Origin of the sequence: Calothrix sp. NIES-2098, assembly GCF_963875125.1 — a bacterium.
Classification (GTDB): domain Bacteria; phylum Cyanobacteriota; class Cyanobacteriia; order Cyanobacteriales; family Nostocaceae; genus Aulosira.
Genome location: NZ_CAWNKJ010000001.1, coordinates 5,330,508 through 5,346,222, shown reverse-complemented (window position 1 = coordinate 5,346,222; position 15,715 = coordinate 5,330,508). Strand labels below are relative to the sequence as shown.

Here is a 15,715-nt window from a genome sequence, read left to right as displayed (position 1 = left end):
TGTGTAACACTAAGAAGCTGCCTCAAGCTATTTTAAACGGGAGGTTAGGTAATGGCTATCGCCACCATTAATCCCGCCACTGGGGAGACGCTCAAAACCTTTGAGTCGCTGAATGATACAGAAATCGCCGCTAAACTGGATTTAGCAGGCCAGGCTTTTGAGCATTACCGCAAGACTAGTTTTGCCGAACGATCGCAATGGCTGCAAAAAGCTGCCGAGATTTTAGAGCAAGAGAAAGCAGAATTTGCTAAAGTGATGACTCTAGAAATGGGCAAGCCGTTGAAAGCTGCGATCGCAGAAGCCGAAAAATGCGCCCTTGTCTGTCGCTACTACGCCGAACACGCTGCTAGTTTCTTAGCTGATGTTGCTGTAGAAACCGATGCGAGCAAGAGTTTTGTTCGCTACCAGCCATTAGGTGTGATTCTCGCAGTCATGCCGTGGAATTTCCCCTTTTGGCAAGTGTTCCGCTTTGCTGCACCAGCACTAATGGCGGGCAATGTTGGCTTACTCAAACACGCTTCTAATGTGCCCCAATGCGCCTTAGCAATTGAGGATATTTTTCAACGTGCGGGTTTTCCTGTTGGCGTGTTTCAAACTCTGTTAATCGGTGCTGCGAAAGTTGCCGATTTAATGGCTGACGATCGCATTAAAGCTGCTACCTTAACCGGAAGCGAACCCGCAGGTATATCTTTAGCTGTGGCTGCGGGAAAACAAATTAAAAAAACTGTTTTGGAATTGGGAGGAAGCGACCCATTCATCGTGTTAGAGAGTGCTGATTTAACAGCAGCAGTTGTCACAGCTACTACAGCACGAATGTTAAATAACGGGCAATCTTGTATAGCAGCGAAACGTTTTATTGTTGCAGAAGCGATCGCGGATAAATTTGAAAAACTGTTGTTAGATAAATTCCTGGCCTTAAAAGTTGGCGATCCGATGCAACCAGACACCGACCTAGGCCCGTTGGCAACTCCTGGGATTCTCCAGGATTTAGACCAACAAGTACAAGCTGCTACTAAAAGCGGCGGTAAAATCCTCACGGGCGGACATCCTATATCCGATCGACCTGGCAATTACTATGCACCGACGATCGTGACAGATATCCCCCAAGATAGCGCGATCGCCCAAGAAGAATTTTTTGGGCCAGTGGCTTTAGTATTCCGCGTCCCAGATATTGATGCAGCGATTAAACTAGCTAATTCCGTACCCTTTGGCTTAGGTGCAAGCGCTTGGACAACCGACGACCAAGAACGCGATCGCTTAGTTGAAGAAATCGAAGCAGGTTCGGTATTTATCAACGGTATGGTCAAATCCGACCCCCGCTTACCCTTTGGCGGTATCAAGCGTTCCGGGTATGGCAGAGAGTTGAGTATCCAGGGGATACATGAGTTTGTCAATGTTAAAACTGTGTGGGTTAAGTAATTAGTCAAGAGTCATTGGTCAAGAGTCAAAAGTCAAGAGTCAAAAGTCAAAAAACCAATGACAAATGACAAATGACCAATGACAAAGGACAAATGACAAATGACAAAATAGAGGAAATCAACAAATGAATACAGCAGAATTATTAGTACAGTGTTTAGAAAATGAAGGTGTAGAATACGTTTTTGGACTGCCTGGTGAAGAAAATCTTCACGTTTTAGAAGCATTAAAAAATTCTTCGATTACATTTATTACTACTCGTCACGAACAGGGTGCAGCCTTCATGGCGGATGTATATGGCCGCCTAACGGGAAAAGCCGGAGTTTGTCTTTCTACCCTTGGCCCTGGAGCAACAAATTTGATGACTGGGGTAGCTGATGCTAACCTCGACGGTGCGCCATTAGTAGCAATTACTGGGCAAGTAGGCACAGATAGAATGCACATTGAATCCCACCAATATTTAGATTTGGTGGCAATGTTTGCACCTGTAACTAAGTGGAATAAGCAGATTGTTCGCCCTAGTATTACACCAGAAGTTGTGCGCAAAGCCTTTAAGCGATCGCAATCGGAAAAACCCGGTGCAGTGCATATCGATTTACCAGAAAATATTGCAGCTATGCCTGTCGAAGGTAAACCCTTGCATAAGGATAAAATTGAAAAAACTTATGCATCTTTTGCTAGTATTCGCGCAGCCGCAGCCGCAATTTCGCAAGCAGTAAATCCATTAATTCTCGTAGGAAATGGAGCGATTCGTGCCCAAGCTAGTGATGCAGTCACCCAATTCGCCACTCAGATGAATATTCCAGTTGCCAATACTTTTATGGGCAAAGGCGTTATTCCCTATACTCATCACCTAGCCTTGTGGTCAGTAGGATTGCAACAACGAGATTTTATTACCTGCGGTTTTGATAACACAGATTTAGTAATTGCTATTGGCTACGATTTAATCGAATTCTCACCGAAAAAATGGAATCCCGACGGCAAAATTCCCGTTATTCATATTGGTCTTAGTCCAGCGGAAATTGATAGCAGTTATATTCCCTATGCAGAAGTAATTGGCGATATTTCTGATTCTTTGATTGAAATCTTAAAGTTAGCAGACAGACAAGGTAAACCCAATCCCTACGCTATTAGCTTACGCGGAAATATTCGTGCAGATTACGAAGAACACGCTTATGATGATGGTTTCCCCATCAAACCGCAAAAACTAATTTATGACTTGCGACAAGTGATGGGGCCAGATGATATTGTCATCTCTGATGTCGGCGCACATAAAATGTGGATGGCTCGCCATTATCATTGTCATAGCCCGAATACTTGCATTATTTCCAACGGCTTTGCCGCAATGGGTATTGCGATTCCTGGTGCTTTAGCTGCAAAACTCGTATATCCAAACCGCAAAATCGTAGCTGTAACTGGCGATGGTGGCTTTATGATGAATTGCCAGGAATTAGAAACAGCATTGCGTGTTGGTACTCCCTTTGTCACCTTAATATTTAATGATGGTGGCTATGGGTTGATTGAGTGGAAGCAAGAAAATCATTTTGGGCCTGGACAGTCAGCTTTTGTCCGCTTTGGTAATCCCGATTTTGTCAAATTAGCCGAAAGCATGGGTTTAAAAGGTTACAGAGTTGAAGCTGCTACCGATTTAATTCCCGTACTCAAAGAAGCCTTGGCTCAAGATGTCCCGGCGGTCATCGATTGTCCTGTAGACTATCGTGAGAATCGCCGCTTTACCCAAAAAGCCGGTGAATTAAGTTGTGCGCTGTGAAAAGTTGAGAGTGATTAGTAAGTAGTTAATTACGAGTCCTTAAATCTCATCAATACAGTCCCGATCCTCGTTCACGAGTCTCAGAACTCCGTGAACGAGCTTTTTATCCTCATTAATGAGGTTCGGATGCTCATTAACGAGCTTATTTTCCTCATTAACGAGGTTCTGATACTCATTAATGAGCTTATTTTCCTCATTAACGAGGTTCTGAGACTCATTAACGAGCTTTTTATCCTCATTAATGAGGTTCTGAGACTCATTAACGAGCTTTTTATCCTCATTAATGAGGTTCGGATGCTCATTAATGAGCTTTTTATCCTCATTAACGAAGTAGCGAGACACTGGGATTATAATGAAAAGCGATCGCACGCTAATCGAAAAATCCACCACCGCTAACCCTTGAGCAAAGAAAAACAATCTCGATTAGAAAAAAAACGAGAAAGGCTGCAAAATGAGTGGGATCTTCGCGACGCTAAAATCGCAAAGCTACGCAATGACTTAGCCATTGAGGCTGGTAGCACAAATAAATTTCAACTAGAACAGCAGCTTCAACAAGAAGAAACAGAGTTGTCGAAGTTAGAAAATCAACTCAATCAAATTGAAGCACAAATAACCGCAAATCAAGTTCAACTTTCTCTCCCATCAAATATTCAACCGCATCAACCGCAACCAAACAACGAGGAAGCCTCACCCTTCATCACAGGTTCACCCATTACCCAACCCCGTTACTTTTTTGGACGAGAGAAAGAACTAAAACGCCTATTTAACTTACTCAAGCGCCATCCCCTGCAAAACGCTGCCATTATCGGTAAAAAGCGCAGTGGTAAAACATCTCTGTTGCATTACCTGAAAAACATCACCACCACCCCAAGACAACAGCTGCGTCCGAATCAAAAATCTGATTGGCTACCACAGCCAGAAAATTATCAGTGGATTTTCATAGACTTGCAAGACGCACGAATGCAGAATCGAGATGGATTGCTCAAGTACATCCTAGAATCTTTGAATATACAAGTACCGACACCTTGTAACTTAGATTATTTCATGGATGTAGTCAGCGACAACTTGCATAAACCCACAGTTATCTTGTTAGATGAAATTGGCGTGGGATTGCAACGCTGTCCAGAATTAGATGACGGATTTTGGGAAAGCTTGCGTTCCTTAGCGACTAATCACACAGGCGGAAATCTAGCATTTATCTTGGCTACCCCCGAATCGCCAATTGAACTGGCGCACAATACAGGACACAGTTCGCCTTTCTTTAATATTTTCGGCTACATCGCACATTTAGAAGCATTAACTCAACAAGAAGCACGGGAATTAATAGCTAGTTCACCCATTCCTTTTGATGATACTGATGTAGAGTGGATTTTAAATCAAAGTCAGTTTTTGCCAATTTTATTACAAATTCTGTGTCGTGAAAGATTATTTACTTTAGAAGAAGGAGAGGATGAGAATTGGCACGAGGAAGGGTTACGACAGATGAAACCTTTTGCTCATTTATTAGATTAAGAACTAACAGAGTAACTATGAAAGCACATCGAATTGAAACAACATTAACTGAAGACGGAACTTTGGTTATCAAAGACTTACCATTTCAGGCTGGGGAATCCGTTGAAATTATCATTCTAGAAAGCCAAACTCATCCCCAAAAAGCCAATCCTTACCCTTTGCGTGGCAAACAACCGTACCATTATGATGATCCTTTTGAACCTGCTGTGCCTTTGGAAGATTGGGAAGTCTTGCAATGATTGTATTAGATACTCATATATGGGTTTGGTGGGTTCAAGGTGATGCAAGACTGACTAAAAAATATCAGAACTGGCTGCAACAATATGAATCCCAAGGGTTAGGAATCAGCATCATGTCATGTTGGGAAGTTGCCAAATTGGTAGAGATTGGCAAGCTAACTATACCCGATCCAATTGATGAGTGGTTAACAGCAGCTTTAGCTTATCCAGGAGTACAGCTACTCGAACTAACAATTCCAATTATTGTTGAATCAACCAAACTCACAGGTTTTCACAAAGATCCATTTGACCAACTTATTGTAGCCACTGCCAGAATTTACGACTGTCCGTTACTAACTGCTGACGCAAAAATTCTGGCATATTCTGGGGTGCAAACTCTTAAATAAATATCAACAAAGTTTCTCATCTCATCATCAACAGCGACAAGGCAACTTAAATGCCTAACAACATACTCCACAACGCCTACACCGATGCGCCGCAACAGCACCCTAACTTGATACTAGGTAGCCTGCAACTGCTGTTCTGGCTATTCTTCCGTCCCGCAGCTTGGCGTAATCACCTCAAACGCATTGACCCCGATTTAAACACTGATACCTCTCTGATTACCTTTATCAGACAAGGGAAATGGCAGAATCTCGCATTTTGCCGATTTTTTATCCAGGGGTACTTTATTTTACCTATCCTAGCTAACTTACCGCTGAGTTTGGTGCTGTGGGCATTAGGTAAACCAATCGCAACTATAGCTTTTCTCATGGCGGTAAGCATGTCGGTAGGCGTAGCGTTCAGTGTAGCATTTACTGTGGCGTTCGGTGTGGCAAGAGGCGGGATGGTAGTCGTACCATTCAATTTGGTGTTCAGTGTGACATTTACTGTGGTGTTCGGCACAGGGTTCATTTTGGCGATAAGCATGGCGTTCATTGTGGCGATAAGTGTGGCATTGACCTTGGCGTTTGGTGTGGCAAGAGGTGTGGGGTTTACCGTGGCGTTTACCGTGGCGATTACCGTGGCGTTTACCGTGGCTTTTTTGGTGAGAGGTGTGGAGTTCAATGTGGCTGTTGTGGTGACAGGTGTGGAGTTTACCGTTACGCGAAGCACAAAGGGAGGTGTGGCGCTAGGCGTGGCGCTAGACGTGGCGTTTGGTATGGTGCTTGGTACAGTGTTGGGTGTATTGCTAAGTATGTACTTATCGCGACCTCCCTTCTTTTACTTTCCATTTCTGGCTATCAATTATCTACTTTATAGATTAGACAAAAGACGTAATGGTAAAAGCCCTTGTTTATTTCGCTATCATTCTGCTTTCTGGGATGAGTGGGAGCGTTTCCCTCTGTTTGGCTTGGATAAATATTTGCTTTTTGTCATCGAACATAACCCAGTTGAAGGACAAGCCGCTCTGGAATACTTGAGTACCAGTCCCCAACGCTGGGCAGTTCAATCTGCCCAAATTGAACTGGATGCGCGTAGTTTAGAACGCTATGCAGATGTGGAAGCTATTTGCCACGCTCATCGCCGTCTAGGAAATGACGAATTAGAAAGCCCGGTTCAAACTCTACTAAACATTTTCAGTCGCATCAGCAATGATTTGGCTGCTGCACTAAATCAAGCCAGTACTTACAACCAACGTCTAGCCCTCAGATCTGTTACCGACCGCTTAGACACACACTTGCAAGAATTCACTCGCAGTAGCGACAAATATACAATTCGTTTCCGTCCTATCGCCAAAAGTTGGCGTGAAATCATAGCCAACTATACAGAGGAATTGGCAAAAGCTACGGAACTCCGCCAAGAAATTGACTCGCCTTACATCATTGGCGTACCCCTCACACAGGAACAAGAAATTTTCATCGGTCGGAATGATATCGGTACGCGAATTGAGCAATTACTCTTAGACCGCCGTCGCCCACCTTTGCTACTTTACGGTCAGCGTCGCATGGGCAAAACTTCTCTGCTCAACAACTTAGGAAAGTTGCTACCTAATACCATCATCCCCATGTTTGTAGACTTGCAAGGCGCATCCTCATCAGCTAGCGACCATGCAGGTTTTCTCTACAACCTTGCTAGAGAAATGGTGAAATCAGCAAAAAAGCAAGCTGTTACTTTACCACCCCTAACCCGCGAAGCCCTAACCTCTGACCCCTTTACCAGCTTTGATGAATGGCTAGATAAAGTAGAACAAACACTCGAACAAAATACTGCCTTGCTGATGCTAGATGAGTTCGAGGTACTAGACAGCGCCATTACCAAAGGACGCTTTGATGAGCAAGATGTTCTAGGAATGCTGCGTCACCTGATCCAACATCGTCCTCGCTTTAAGGTTTTGTTAGCAGGTTCTCATACGATCGCAGAATATCAACGCTGGGCTAGTTATCTCATAAATGTGCAGGTAGTGCATATCTCATACCTCAAAGAAGCAGAAGCGCGACAACTCATTGAACGCCCCGTCAAAGATTTTACTCTGCGCTATGAACCTGACGCAGTTGAGCGAGTATTACAACTCACCCGTTGTCACCCATTCTTAATACAGCTACTCTGTGCGGAAATTATCGCCCTCAAAAATGAGCAAGATCCCTCAATTCGCAGGTTAGCAACTCTAGCCGATGTAGAAGCAGCAATTCCCGAAGCTTTCAAAAGTGGCGGTTTCTTCTTTGCTGATATCCAAAATAATCAAGTAGATGATAATGGTAGGGCGATTTTACGCTTTATCGCTGCTCAAGGGGAAGGTGCGATCGCTAATCATCAAACTCTATCGCAACAGTTTCCCCATGCTGATACCACCCGCAAGTTGTTATTGCAACGGGAATTAATTGAAGAAGTTGGTGAGGGCGATCGCTTTCAGGTAGAGTTGATTCGCCGTTGGTTTACTCTGGAACAGTAAAGTCTTCATGCACTGACTCGACCAATTCCACGCCAAAGACTTCGGCAAAAGACTGTGCCACATGAAAGCGTACCTCTTGGCAGGTAATCTCCGGAATCCATTCGGCTAAACTCGCTACAGGTTTATCCGCAATACCGCAGGGAACAATCTTTGTAAAACCTGCCATCTCCGGACAGACATTTAAGGCAAAGCCGTGCATCGTAATCCAACGGCTAACTTTAATTCCAATCGCTGCAACTTTCCGTCCTTCCACCCAAACACCAGTTAATGAGGGTATGCGTTCGCCTTGCAATCCGTAAACTGCCAATACCCGAATTAAAACTTCTTCCAGTTGCCGCAAGTACCAATGTAAATCTTTCTGATAGCGTTGCAGATTTAAAATTGGATACCCCACCAATTGACCAGGACAATGGTAAGTGACTTCACCGCCGCGTTCGACTCTGTGGACATCAAAGTTACTTTTGTCAAGGTCAAATTTGAGAAATTCTACATTCGCTCCTTGTCCCAAGGTGTAAACAGGGGGATGCTCCAAGAGGATTAACACATCATCTAGATGCGGGTTGTGAATGCGATCGCGCATCAGCGATCTCTGCCATGCCAATGCCTCTAAGTAAGGTAATAGCCTTCGGTTATATAACAAACAGCGATATAAATGCATTTGCCTACTACGGATTCCTCTAAAAATCAACTGTTCTAGGGATAAACTATATTTCGAGTCACCAGGTATGAGTCAAAAAATGTCAAGCTATGCAAAGGATTTTAAAGGAACATCAACGGAACCCGCTTTAGAAAATACAAAGTGCTAGTTTGAATATATAACCTGAATGGTTTTAGGAGGAATTCTCTGCAATAAGCATCACGCCAAAACAACAGGAAGAAATGTAAAGGCTGATGACGTCTAAAGTAAATTGTTTGCATCGAAAACACCACTCTTCTCTATGCGAAGCGAACAACCCCTGGAACAAAAAAGAACTACTTATAGTTATGTCAAGATTGCACCGATAGCAAGGGCAAGTCAGGGGTCTGCTGCTCAGGCTGACTTAATTTAGGTATCTCTCATAGGTAGCCAAATGTCTGGCAACCAGTTGGCTACCAGTGCAGACATAGAGAAATTTATTAAGGGAACGCGCGATTGAAAGTTCAAGATACAACAATGATATAGGCGTATCGGTAATACATCCAAATGCTTCAAATAAAGTTTTGGCGGCAGTGATAGACCTTACCGCAATTCCGTTTCATACAAAACCAATTCACATCAAAATAAATATTGAGCGGGAGAGTTTACATGAAGCTTGTCATCCACGGCAAAAATATTGAAATCACCGATGCGATTCGGGATTACGTGCATCAAAAAATCGAAAAGGCAGTTAGTCACTTTCAGAACATCACCAATGAAGTGGATGTGCACCTTAGCGTAGCTCGCAATCCCCGAATTAATCCTAAACAGGCGGCTGAAGTCACTATCTATGCCAATGGTAGCGTCATCCGTGCCGAGGAAAGCAGCGAAAACCTATATGCCAGCATTGACTTGGTAGCAGATAAAATTGCCCGTCAATTGCGCAAATACAAAGAAAGACGTCAAGATAAGAAAACTCAGGCTCAACCAACTAACGAGGTAGTAGTACCACAACCAGTAGTAACAGATTTAATTGGCGATCGCACTCCCGAACTACCCAATGAAGTCGTTCGGACTAAATATTTCTCCATGCCACCCATGACTGTTGCAGAAGCTTTAGAACAGCTGCAACTGGTAGGACATGACTTTTATATGTTCCTAAATTCGGAAACAGGTGAAATTAATGTAATTTACGAACGCAATCACGGCGGTTATGGGGTGATTCAACCCCGCCATAACAATGGCCATACCAACGGCAAAAATGGTAAGACAGCAAGTGCTAATTTCGTTACTGCGGAAAAACCCTATTCACCTAAATGAAGCAATTGAGGACTACTGCAAGAAACAGCTTTGCTGGACTAGATAGTAGTAACTAGGAAAAAAGCTGAGAGTACGGAAGATAAGAGGACAAGCAACACAACGTAGACAAGGGATAAGTTTCCCTTGTCTATCCCCCTAACAAGGGTAAGTGTTGACAACAACCCTGGAAACGGGACAATTGATTTTCCCCTGGCACAAGGGTTACAGATGAATTTTTTTATTGATGTTATTCCAATTTGAAAAAAGATTGTAACAGATAGCTCTGTAGCGACGGGGTTTTCCCGTCCTTGAAGACAATCGGTATTAATCCTTAAAATAAAGCTTACGTAATTTTTCGGTAATTTTACTATTTCTAAACAAATTTAGCCAAAAAAATTACTTAATTTTTGAATAACAGATTGATGCTCTGGTTCGCCAAGGTTAAGCTGATAACAATAGAATCAGCAAGCTTGTGGGTTTTGAAACTGGCATGGCAACCAATAGTTTACAAAGTAGTCAGGAACATCAAGATATTGTTAAATCTAAGCCTAAACAGATCAATCTCCAAATTCCTCAGGAAAAGCTTTATAGCTTTCTGGTAGATATTGTCCAGAAATGGCCTGCTGAAGACCTCTTAAGCGAGTTTAAACGTTTATTTATAGATTTTCTAGACTCCGTTAATTTAGGTAAAGCTACAGGAATCTATAACATTTCGTTTCTGGAAAGCGAGCAAGATTTTTATTATACGCTGAAACGTTGTTTTTACATAATAGTTAATAATTGGGAAGCACAAAGAAAATATAAGCATATCCAAGAATTTATTAAATTATTTGACACCTATAAACCACCGCGCAATACAATCGATCCTCAAACTAAAATTTTCCCAAGTTGGCTAAAAAATTTTGTTAATAGTAAAGACTATAAAGAACTTAAAGTTTTAGCTGCTAAATATAAAAAACAAGCACTTAAACAAGAAGAAAAAAATAATTGGGCTAATCGCTACACTTCTTATTTATTAGTAGCTCAATCTTATGATAGTAAAAGACCGAGAGAGCAGCAAGAAGTAGCCAGAAAGCTATCCAAACAGATGAAAGACAAATATAAGTTTGAGCTAGCAATGTATATTGCTCGTTCTCAGTCTGCTGCCTCTAGTACAAGTCGCTATAAAAATCCTAGTGTTTTGGGAGATAATGTTTTACGCATTATCAAAATGATCGTAGTTAAAAAGGGTGTTTTTAGTTATGAAAACCTTGCCAATATATTTCTCAAGCAAACAAAAAAACAAACATTAAGAGATTTTAAAAAAAGTATTCAAAAATATTTGTTTTTTACAGAAAAGAACAAAGAATTAGTAAGTACTGTAATGCAGTATTTATCAGACAAGCTAGAGCCTTGGAAACAAGAAACTAATGAAGATATTATCAACAATAATTTAATTCTTAGAACCTGTACTAAAGTCATAGATTGTTTGACAATAGAACCTGGTAAGGAACCTTCACCATTATTTATTTTATTGCTGTCAGGAGGCAATCCACTGACGCTAGTAATTATATTGCTAAAAATTATTTTAATTTGTAGAAATGCCCGCAGCCATTTAGAAATTCGGATTGCCGATTTAATTAATTATTACGAAAGCTATCCCGAAGATGAATGTAGTTGGTTTATTAATTTTCTAGAATTTTTTAATATTACATTTGCAATTTATGCTGAGAACGTAGAATACAACTTGATTAAGATGAAAGAGGACGACCTTTGTAACTCTGAGAATCTAGATGATTACCGTGTATTTTCCCAATTAAAAGTAGATGCACAAACATAAGACTGGCTTTGATTTACAAACGTTCATCAAGCCAAGCTAGGGCAGCACCAGCAGTTTCAGCGATAATGCTAATCAGACGATATAAGGCGATCGCACTAATAACCAAGGCTGCGGGAAAGTGATGTTGCAAAAGCGCGATCGCGGTTGCTTCAAACACACCTAACCCCCCAGGCGCGCCAGGAATCACAAACCCTAACAGCCAAGCGAAACTAAAAGCACCTAGCAACAGGGGAATTTGGCTCGCGTTTAAAGGCCCGAAAGCAAACACTGTTAAAATAAATCCCATTCCCCGTAGTCCCAAAAAGCCTAACTCTCCTAACAACGGGCGTAAGGGATAGCGTTCTATTTTCAGATTAATGATTGAGTTGGTATCCTGCTGCTGTTTTTTTGCTTTCAATCTCTGTACCAATTGAATAACTGGATTTAAAAACCAGGGATGAAGCGCACAAAGTATCCCAACTAAACAGAAAAATTGTAAAATTTGCCACAGTATATTAATATTAGCTACCGCCAATTCAGTGCTAAATAACACAATAATAATTAAAGCTGCTGCCGCCATTAACAGAGGTTCTAGCAATACGCTTAAAGTAGCTGCACCTATAGAACCTGTAGCATTTTTAGCGGCAACTATGCGTCCGTAATGGTGCCAAATATTACCTGGTAAATACTTGGCGATGTTTGTTTTTAGATAAACTTGAATGAACTGCAAAGATTCTACAGGTTGATTTAACTCTCGTAGCACCCATGTCCATATCCAGCCTGCCCAAGTATGTGCTAGTAAAGTTACACCAGTGGCGATCGCCAAAATTGACCATCCGATGGCATCAATATGGATATTGATTACCTCTAACCAGTTATCCTTTAAGGCTTTCCCCAAAAAAAATAGCGTTCCGCCTAAAATCATCCAACGTAAAATTTTTTTCCACATCCCAGTAATTTAACGGTTAAATATTCTCAGGCTGAATCTTTCAAATTTTATGGTAAATCGGGTATATCAACAAATTTTTTATCAAACAGACTGGTAAGTTGAAATCATTTTATGTATTGCTTTTGACAAAAATTTAGGATTTCAACTACAATTCCTAAAATTTTATCATCAAAAAAAATATTAGATATTTAGCGTTGTACATTTTACATAGTCAGTTATCAAAAGTCTATTAATTAATAAGATTTATAATTTCATCTACATTTAATATTCTTTAACAAAATTGTATTAGTAAATATAAATTCAGACCTTAATTCATTAGAAAAAGTATATATTACCAAAAATAGCTTAAATACCTGCAATCAGTAACAGTAGCTAATTAACGCAGATAATCTCTCTTGGGTTAGATAAAAGCAGTGTATTATATACAAGCCAAATGTGGCCTGCGCTAGATGGAAAGCTTTTTTAAAACTCATATTCTGAATAATTGTTGAACAAAGATTAAGGCGACTAAAAGCAAGAGCGAATCCCACTGAGCAAACAATAATGTTCAGAGAAAATTTGTTTGCTTTGCTCATAGTTGCAAGGAGGACTGAGTGAATCGTTTGACAGCCTTATTGAAAAAACTGCGGCTGCGCCAGATTTTAACTGTATTTTTGGCCAGTTTATTCTTGATAGTTAGCACTGCTTGTAGTGGGGCCAATGCTCAAGGTGCAAATCCCCAAAATCCAGCGGTACAAGCTGGTGGAGCAAACAATCCTTATAAAAACGGTGGGGATAAATATACCAATTATAGAATGTCCACCGATCCAAAAGTTACTAACTCTAGCAGCAGGAATCAGGGCGATCGAGCTAGTTTACTAGAGCCAAGTACACAACTATTGATTGCTACAGTAGAAGGAAATCGTGATTCCGAAATACTGTACCCAGGTGCAGAAACACCAGCAGGTAGATTACAAAAAGAAGCAGAATTACCACTAATTACAGAAAAGAATTTCCAACAACCTGAACCAGGTGGTTTAATTCAGCGCGAACCAAGTGTAGGCACTCGGATTCAAGAGCGTCTTGAAACTGTCAAAGAAACTGTCAAAGATGCTTCTAGCTTTTTGAAAGATAAAGCAGATGAAGCAAGTGCTAGACCTGAACTACAAAAAAATCCAGCAGTGGGCAGATAAAACTGTTGTTTTACGGCTGGATGAGAGCAGGGTAAACATCATCCAAACCCAACTTGGTTAAATTTTAAATTCCACAAAATGACGTAAGGAGTAGCAAAATGAAAAGAGTTATTGCTTGGTTCAAAACCATTCGTCCCGCAAAAGTTTTAACAGCTTTTGTAGCTAGTGTATTGCTATTGCTGACACAAGCTTGTAATAATCCCAGCATAGCTGGACAGCCACCACAACCTAGCGCTCAAACGAATCCTGGTTCGGAATCAGCTTATACTGACAGATACGATCCCACAAAAAGTTACAATCTCAACACTCCAAGCGGTGGGATGAATAACTTTAATGATGTTGATGCTAGAGCAGAGCGAGATCAACGCGCAGCAGATGCTAAAGCTAAAGGTCTTCGCGACAATGCTAAACGCAATGTAGACGAAAAGAGCGTTGATAGCGTAGGCCAATATGTTGAAAATTATCGCCAAGGTACACCCTTTGGTCAAAGAGTGAAGAACTTGGGCGAAGATATCGGTAGCTCTGCTGCTGAAGTAGGCGAAGGCGTTGCTAAGGGAACCAAGCGCGGCCTTGAAAACATCAAAGACAACACCCAAAATGCTGCTGAAGGTGTGAGCAAAAATGTTCAACGTGCGGGTGAAGATGCAGCCGATAACGTCAAAGGCGCATTTAGATAAGTTAATTTAAATTACTCATCGGTTACAGCCAAGGGTGAGCGAAATGCTCACCCCATTTTTTATGTTTGTAGTGAAGCGATATCAATTCGGTCTTTGTAAATACCAATTGTGTAGTGCTAGCCGTTGAATTTCGCGCCAGGGAATATTGTGTTTGCGTGCTAATTCTGCACAATCTTCGTATTCTGGCTGCACGTTAGCGATCGCATCTTTAAGATGCCAAGCTACCTTAACGCGCACCTTACCATATTCAGTTTCTACCTGTTGAATTTCCCGTTTTAATATGGCGCGTTGCTGAGTTGTGCGGCGAATTCCTAAAGTTGTGGTTTCCCGAAATAAAACTGTTTCACAGTTAGATAAATTCTCGGGATGACAAATTACAGTTAGTAATATCCCCGGACGGGATTTTTTCATCCCTATAGGTTGAGTAAATACATCTACTGCACCCGCCGCAAATAATGCATCAAATACATAGCCAATTGCTTGCGGGTTTAAGTCATCAATTTGAGTTTCTAGAACGGATATAGTTTCTAAAGTTGGGCTGGTATCGCCATAATTGGTAAAATCTGACTGTAAACTGCTGCTTTCACCCAGCCAGAGCCGTAGTATATTGGGGATGGGCAAATTTATCGAACCTGCTCCCAATCCTATTTGCTTGATGGTTATTGGTGGTGGCGCACCAAAATCTCTGGCTAGAGTAGTAGCGATCGCGGCTCCTGTAGGTGTTACTAATTCTCGTTCAATACCATTGCTGTAAACTGGACAACCCCGCATTTCCCACAACTTCAAAACTGCGGGTACGGGTACTGCCATTTGTCCGTGTGCAGCGCGGACTGTTCCCCCACCTGTGGGAAACGCTGAACAGTAGAGTAGGGGCCATCCTTCGTCATTACTATCAATACCCAACCAATCTAACCCCAAACAAGTACCGACAATATCTACAATTGCGTCTACAGCACCCACCTCATGAAAATGAACCTTTTCTGGGGCTATGCCGTGGACAGCACCTTCTGCGACTGCTAGTTGGCGAAATACAGCTAAACTCCAAGCTTCTGCCCTTGCGGGTAAGCCTGCGTGGAGTATCATCCGCTCGATTTCTGGCAAGTGGCGTCCGTGATGGTGGCTGTGTTCGTGGTGGTGTTCGTCGCGATCGTGCGCTAAATCCACATGGACTTTAGTCGCTTGCTGACCGTGACGCTGGACAAGTTCTGCCCTTAACTGATACTCCTGATGAATGCCCAATGCGTTGAGTTTTTCAATTAAATACTCCAAGGGAACACCCAAACTTACCAACGCTCCCAAACACATATCACCGGCAATCCCCGATGGACATTGAAGATAAGCAACTTTGGTCATATATGAATTTCTCATCAGTACATAGTAATTAGTTAACAGTA

At 41.8% G+C, this 15,715-nt stretch carries 14 protein-coding genes; 10 read left to right on the top strand and 4 right to left on the bottom strand.

Features of this window, described 5'->3' with window-relative positions:
• Window positions 1–51 precede the first annotated feature (51 nt).
• Both AACU33_RS22510 and AACU33_RS22505 read left to right on the top strand, forming a co-directional pair.
• On the top strand, window positions 52–1,419 hold the full coding sequence (locus AACU33_RS22510) for an NAD-dependent succinate-semialdehyde dehydrogenase (RefSeq protein WP_096590753.1): 1,368 nt from the start codon (window positions 52–54) through the stop codon (window positions 1,417–1,419).
• A 124-nt stretch (window positions 1,420–1,543) separates the two neighbouring features.
• Window positions 1,544–3,187: an acetolactate synthase large subunit gene (locus AACU33_RS22505; RefSeq protein WP_096590752.1), complete on the top strand. Its 1,644-nt coding sequence runs from the start codon at window positions 1,544–1,546 to the stop codon at window positions 3,185–3,187.
• Between the two features lie 39 nt (window positions 3,188–3,226).
• On the opposite strand, the gene AACU33_RS22500 is transcribed toward AACU33_RS22505, so the two are convergent.
• On the bottom strand, window positions 3,227–3,529 hold the full coding sequence (locus AACU33_RS22500) for a hypothetical protein (protein ID WP_339376218.1): 303 nt from the start codon (window positions 3,527–3,529) through the stop codon (window positions 3,227–3,229).
• Window positions 3,530–3,586: 57 nt separating this feature from the next.
• Between AACU33_RS22500 and AACU33_RS22495 the strand changes: the two genes are divergently transcribed.
• From AACU33_RS22495 to AACU33_RS22480, 4 genes are read left to right on the top strand one after another with little or no spacing between them, the layout of a single operon-like run.
• A complete protein-coding gene (locus AACU33_RS22495) occupies window positions 3,587–4,699 on the top strand; it encodes an ATP-binding protein (protein ID WP_339376217.1) in 1,113 nt (370 codons plus the stop codon).
• Window positions 4,700–4,716: 17 nt separating this feature from the next.
• On the top strand, window positions 4,717–4,938 hold the full coding sequence (locus AACU33_RS22490; protein WP_096590750.1) for a hypothetical protein: 222 nt from the start codon (window positions 4,717–4,719) through the stop codon (window positions 4,936–4,938).
• Window positions 4,935–5,324, top strand: a complete 390-nt coding sequence (locus AACU33_RS22485) for a type II toxin-antitoxin system VapC family toxin (RefSeq protein WP_096590749.1) — start codon at window positions 4,935–4,937, stop codon at window positions 5,322–5,324. The genes AACU33_RS22490 and AACU33_RS22485 overlap by 4 nt, the downstream gene beginning before the upstream one ends.
• A 50-nt stretch (window positions 5,325–5,374) precedes the next feature.
• On the top strand, window positions 5,375–7,810 hold the full coding sequence (locus AACU33_RS22480) for an nSTAND1 domain-containing NTPase (protein ID WP_096590748.1): 2,436 nt from the start codon (window positions 5,375–5,377) through the stop codon (window positions 7,808–7,810).
• Here the strand turns inward: AACU33_RS22480 and lipB are convergent.
• Window positions 7,794–8,468, bottom strand: coding sequence for a lipoyl(octanoyl) transferase LipB (gene lipB / locus AACU33_RS22475; RefSeq protein WP_096590747.1), 675 nt, complete (start codon window positions 8,466–8,468; stop codon window positions 7,794–7,796). The genes AACU33_RS22480 and lipB overlap by 17 nt on opposite strands.
• A 627-nt stretch (window positions 8,469–9,095) precedes the next feature.
• Here lipB and hpf point away from each other — a divergent pair.
• Both hpf and AACU33_RS22465 read left to right on the top strand, forming a co-directional pair.
• On the top strand, window positions 9,096–9,746 hold the full coding sequence (hpf, locus tag AACU33_RS22470) for a ribosome hibernation-promoting factor, HPF/YfiA family (protein WP_096590746.1): 651 nt from the start codon (window positions 9,096–9,098) through the stop codon (window positions 9,744–9,746).
• Window positions 9,747–10,215: 469 nt separating this feature from the next.
• Window positions 10,216–11,544: a hypothetical protein gene (locus AACU33_RS22465; RefSeq protein ID WP_096595349.1), complete on the top strand. Its 1,329-nt coding sequence runs from the start codon at window positions 10,216–10,218 to the stop codon at window positions 11,542–11,544.
• 13 nt (window positions 11,545–11,557) lie between these two features.
• Here AACU33_RS22465 and AACU33_RS22460 read toward each other — a convergent pair whose 3' ends face one another.
• A complete protein-coding gene (locus tag AACU33_RS22460) occupies window positions 11,558–12,472 on the bottom strand; it encodes a lysylphosphatidylglycerol synthase domain-containing protein (protein WP_096590745.1) in 915 nt (304 codons plus the stop codon).
• Between the two features lie 593 nt (window positions 12,473–13,065).
• Here AACU33_RS22460 and AACU33_RS22455 point away from each other — a divergent pair.
• Together AACU33_RS22455 and AACU33_RS22450 are read left to right on the top strand one after the other, a co-directional pair.
• Complete coding sequence (locus tag AACU33_RS22455; RefSeq protein ID WP_096590744.1) at window positions 13,066–13,644, top strand: DUF6658 family protein; 579 nt, start codon at window positions 13,066–13,068, stop codon at window positions 13,642–13,644.
• A 98-nt stretch (window positions 13,645–13,742) separates the two neighbouring features.
• Entirely contained in the window at window positions 13,743–14,321 is a 579-nt protein-coding gene (locus AACU33_RS22450; protein WP_096590743.1) for a DUF6658 family protein, read from the top strand.
• 81 nt (window positions 14,322–14,402) lie between these two features.
• Here AACU33_RS22450 and larC read toward each other — a convergent pair whose 3' ends face one another.
• Window positions 14,403–15,674: a nickel pincer cofactor biosynthesis protein LarC gene (gene larC, locus AACU33_RS22445; RefSeq protein ID WP_096590742.1), complete on the bottom strand. Its 1,272-nt coding sequence runs from the start codon at window positions 15,672–15,674 to the stop codon at window positions 14,403–14,405.
• Window positions 15,675–15,715: the final 41 nt, after the last annotated feature.